The sequence below is a fragment of the Streptomyces sp. KR55 genome (genome assembly GCF_052245645.1).
GTDB lineage: Bacteria > Actinomycetota > Actinomycetes > Streptomycetales > Streptomycetaceae > Streptomyces > Streptomyces flavusporus.
In genome coordinates this window covers 1-4,686 of the sequence record NZ_JBQQCE010000614.1, presented here as the reverse complement: position 1 = coordinate 4,686, position 4,686 = coordinate 1, and the positions used below count along the sequence as shown (strand labels likewise).

Sequence of the window (4,686 nt, the reverse complement as noted above, 5' to 3'; positions counted from 1 at the left end):
AGCTCTACCTGGAGCTGCACCGCGCCACCTACACCACCCAGGCCCGCACCAAGCAGGGCAACCGCCGCAGCGAACACCGGCTGCGCGAGGCCGAGCTGTGGGCGACGACCGCCGCGCTGCACGCGCCGGGCTACTCCTACCCGTACGAGCAGCTCGACCGCCTGTGGAAGACGGTCCTGCTCCACCAGTTCCACGACATCCTGCCGGGGTCGTCGATCGCGTGGGTGCATCGGGAGGCGGAGTCGGAGTATGCGCGGGTGGCGGGGGAGTTGGAGGCGGTGACGGGGGAGGCTCTGGCAGCGCTGGGCACGGGCGAGGCCCGGGCCTTCAACACCGGTCCGTTCGACCGGGCCGAGGTGGTGCGGACGGCCGAGGGCGAGTCCACGTACGTGAGGGTTCCGGCGAACGGCAGCGCGCCCCTGGGCAACACCCGCCCCGACCACAGCGTGGCGGTGACCGACCGCACCCTCGACAACGGCCTCGTCCGCGTCGAGCTGGCCGACGACGGAACCCTCGCCTCCGTCCACGATCTGCGGGCCGACCGCGAAGTCCTCGCCGACAAGGGCAACCTCCTCCGCCTGCACAGCGACCTGCCCAACTACTGGGACGCCTGGGACATCGACAAGCACTACAAGAACCGCTACACGGACCTCCTGGACGCCGAGTCGATCACGGTCGTGGAGCAGGACCCCCTGCTCGGCGCGATCCGCGTGGAGCGATCGTTCGGCAAGGGCTCGAAGATCACCCAGACGATCACTCTCCGCGCCGACAGCCCCCGCATCGACGTCGAGACCGAGATCGACTGGCACGAGGCCGAGAAGATCCTCAAGGCGGGCTTCCCGGTCGACATCCGCGCCCCGCACTCCTCCGCGGAGATCCAGTTCGGACACGTCCAGCGCCCCACCCACACCAACACCAGCTGGGAAGCGGCCCGCTTCGAGGTCTCCGGCCACCGCTGGGTGCATATCGGCGAACCCGGTTACGGCGTCGCGGTGATCAACGACTCGACGTACGGCCACGACGTCTCCCGTACGGTCCGTGAGGACGGAGGTACGACCACCACGGTCAGCCTCAGCCTCGTCCGCGCCCCGCGCGTACCGGACCCCGAGGCCGACCAGGGCCGGCACCGGTTCACGTACTCGCTGCTGCCCGGCGCGAGCATCGAGGACGCGATCGCCGAGGGCTACGCCCTCAACCTGCCGCTGCGCATCGCCGACGCGGCGGGCACGCCGGAGCCGGTCGTGTCCGTGGCCGGCGAGGGCGTGACCGTCGAGGCGGTGAAGCTCGCGGACGACCGGTCCGGCGACGTCGTGGTCCGCCTCTACGAGTCCCGCGGCGGCCGGGCACAGGGCGTGTTGCGCACCGCCTTCCCGCTCGCGGGGGCCCAGGTCACCGACCTTCTGGAACGCCCGCTCAACGACGCGGACGTCACCGGCGACGGCGGGGTCTCCGTCGCTCTGCGGCCCTTCCAGGTGCTGACGCTGCGGCTGAAGAGGAGCTGACGCGTGCCCGTACAACCCTGGTTCACCGACGCCAAGCTGGGGATCTTCGTCCACTGGGGCATCTACGCCGTCGACGGCGTCCAGGAATCCTGGTCGTTCTACGACGACATCGTGCCGCACGACCAGTACATGTCCCAGCTCGACCGTTTCACCGCGTCCCGGTACGACCCGCGGGAGTGGGCGAAGCTCTTCGCCCGCGCCGGCGCCCGGTACGCCGTGCTCACCAGCCGCCACCACGACGGCGTCGCCCTGTGGGACACCGCCCACGGTGACCTGAACGTGGGCCGCGACCTGATAGCCGGCTACGCCGACGCCCTGCGCGAGCAGGGCCTCAAGGTGGGCCTGTACTACTCGCACTCCGACTGGAACCACCCCGACTACGCCTCCACGCGCAAGCCGGGCCGCCCGCCGGAGCTGGAGGACAACCGCTACTCCGAGGTCGCGGCCGAGTTCGAGGACCTGGCCGCCTGGGAGCGGTTCATCGCCTACCGCGACGGTCAGATCCGCGAACTCACCAGCCGCTACAAGCCCGACCTGATGTGGTTCGACGGCGAGTGGGACCGCAGCGAGGAACAGTGGCGCATCCCGGAACTCGCCGCGCTCATCCGTTCCCAGGTGCCGGACGTCGTCTTCAACGCCCGCATGCTCAGCGAGGGCGACTACGCGACCCCCGAACAGGGCGCACCCGTCGTACCGCCCGAGGGCCCCTGGGAACTCTGCCTGACCATCAACGACTCCTGGGGCCACCAGCACCACGACCACAACCACAAGTCGCTCGACCAGCTGATCCGCTACTTCACCGAGACCATCGGGGGCGGCGGCAATCTGCTGCTCAGCGTCGGCCCCCGGGAGGACGGCACCATCCCCGCCGAGCACGCCGAACGGCTCGAGGGCCTCGGCGCCTGGATCGCCCGACACGCGGAGGCCGTGTACGGGACCGTGCGCGGCCTGCCCGCCGGCCATCACTACGGCCCCAGCACCCTCTCGAAGGACCGCCGCACGCTCTATCTGACCCTCTTCGACGCCCCGCGCGCCGACGTCGGCGTACGCGGACTGCTCAGCTCCGTACGCCGGGTCACCGTGCTCGGCAGCGGGACCGAACTGTCCCACCGGGTCATCGGCGGTCTGCACGAAGCACCGGGCGTGCTCTGGATCCAGCCGCCGGCCGCGGCGGACCTCGACCCGCACGCCACGGTGCTCGCGGTCGAACTGGACGGCGAGCTGGAGCTGTACCGGGGCTCGGGCCGGTTCTGAGGGCGGACCGACGCCGTTCCCATGAAGAATTAAGGAAGTAGTAAATCACCTGGTCACGGCGGCTCCTGCAGCCGCAGCGAACCGGACTCGTTGCCTCCTGGACATCTGAAGTTTGCCTGGCACCCCTGGGATGCCGGAGCAAGGAGTGAGAGAAAGGTGGCACCGTGCGAGACCCGCGTATGTCCGCGATCGGGAAAGGGCTGAAGCGCCGCGGCCGGCTGATGGTCCAGGCGGTGAGCCCGCCGCGCCGCCAGCTGAACGCCGTGCCGGCCCCGCGGGGGCCCCGTGAGTCGTCCTACGTCGCCCCGCGCGCCCCACGGCTCGTGGACTCGCCGGTGTTCGTGCTGTCCTCGGTGCGCTCCGGCTCGACCCTGCTGCGGGTGCTGCTGAACAGCCACAGCCGTATCCGGGCCCCGCACGAGATGCATCTGCGCACCGTCCACGTCCAGCTGACCCGCAGCTTCAGCGCGGAGGCCATGAAGGCGCTGGAACTCGACAGGACCGAGCTGGAGCACCTGCTGTGGGACCGGGTGCTGCACCTGGAGCTCACTCGCAGCGGCAAGGACGTCATCGTCGACAAGACGCCGCCGAACACCCTCATCTGGCCCCGGCTGCACCGATGTTGGCCGAACGCCCGCTACATCCTTCTGCTGCGTCACCCGGGCGCGGTCATCGCGTCCCTCACCGAGCGCCGCCGGGATCCCGACCTTCAGTCCATCCACGCCGAGGTCCTCGGGTACGCCGAGAAGCTGGAGGAGGCGCGCCGGAGCCTCGACGCGCATGTGATCACGTACGAGGAGCTCACCGCCGAGCCGGAGCAGACGATGCGCGGCCTGTGCGAGTACCTCGGCGTCGAGTGGGAGAGCGGCATGCTCGACTACGGCAGTCGGGACCACGGCACGTTCCGCCCCCAGCTCGGCGACTGGAGCAGCACCATCAAGTCGGGCCGCATCCAGCCCGCCAGGCCGGCCGACCCCTCCACCGAACTCCCGCCCCGACTGGCGGAGTTGGCGAAGGCGTGGGGGTACCCGGTCTAGCACGGGCGGGCACTCCCACGCCTGGCGCGAGCCGACCCAAGGGGCGCGGGGCTGTAACATTGTGCGGCTCCGCCGCGTGGGCGCGACCAGCCCTCCACAACCCGCACCCGGCGGGAGCCCTAAAGCGGCAGTACCTGAACCGCACTACCGACGGAGTCACCCGGCGTCGGAGAGGGAACCGCCGGCAGCGTCTCCGGCGCCTCCCGCTGCTGCGGAACCGCCACCGGCCGCAGCGGCCGCGGAGCGGACACCACCGTGTAGTCCTGCCCGAGGAACGGCGGCACGATCTCCCCGGGGTCATCCCCGAGAGCCAACCGCACAGCCGCCCAGGGCGCGTTGACCCCGCACAGCGACAGCTGGTGCAACCCACCCGCCGGACGCGCGTTGACATCCATCAGCACCGGCTGCTCGCCGAACATCCGGAACTGGATGTTGGACAGATAGTGCAGCCCGAAACCCTCCGCGAGCCGTCGCGCCGGCTCCAGCCACTGTTCGTGCAGCGTGAAACCCCGTCGGCGCCCGTTCTTCGTCCGTCCGACGATCAGCCGTACCTGGTTGTCCGTGCCGGTGAGGCAGTCCACGGACACCTCCGGCTGCTCCAGCCGCGGCATCACCAGCCAGTCGACGGGCTCGTCGGCCTGCCGCACCGCCTCGAGCACCAGGTCGAGCGGCACGTAGGGGCTCGGGAACCCGCTGAGGTGCAGAAGCGAGAAGGGGGCGCGTGTGATCACACGGAAGCCCACCCCGCCCGCCCCGGACGCAGGCTTGAAGCAGGCCCTGTGGCCGGCTGTCTCCAACTCCTCGACGGCCGCGACCAGTTCGTCGGCGCTGCGCACCCGCCACCACGGCGGCACGGGCACGCCGATCGCCTGGACGGCATCATAGGCGATCAC

The 4,686-nt window shown here is 70.6% G+C and carries 4 protein-coding genes; 3 read left to right on the top strand and 1 reads right to left on the bottom strand.

What is annotated here, in order from left to right; all coding sequences use genetic code 11:
• The 3 genes from ACTWQJ_RS46675 to ACTWQJ_RS46665 all read left to right on the top strand — a co-directional run.
• Positions 1 to 1,502 (top strand): alpha-mannosidase (locus ACTWQJ_RS46675; protein WP_443312453.1); only part of this gene is annotated, 1,502 nt, incomplete at its 5' end.
• Between the two features lie 3 nt (positions 1,503 to 1,505).
• A complete protein-coding gene (locus ACTWQJ_RS46670) occupies positions 1,506 to 2,756 on the top strand; it encodes an alpha-L-fucosidase (protein ID WP_443312452.1) in 1,251 nt (416 codons plus the stop codon).
• 164 nt (positions 2,757 to 2,920) lie between these two features.
• Positions 2,921 to 3,793, top strand: a complete 873-nt coding sequence (locus ACTWQJ_RS46665; protein ID WP_443312451.1) for a sulfotransferase family protein — start codon at positions 2,921 to 2,923, stop codon at positions 3,791 to 3,793.
• Positions 3,794 to 3,912: 119 nt separating this feature from the next.
• Here ACTWQJ_RS46665 and ACTWQJ_RS46660 read toward each other — a convergent pair.
• A partial coding sequence (locus tag ACTWQJ_RS46660) for an ATP-grasp domain-containing protein (RefSeq protein WP_443312450.1) occupies positions 3,913 to 4,686 on the bottom strand: 774 nt, incomplete at its 5' end.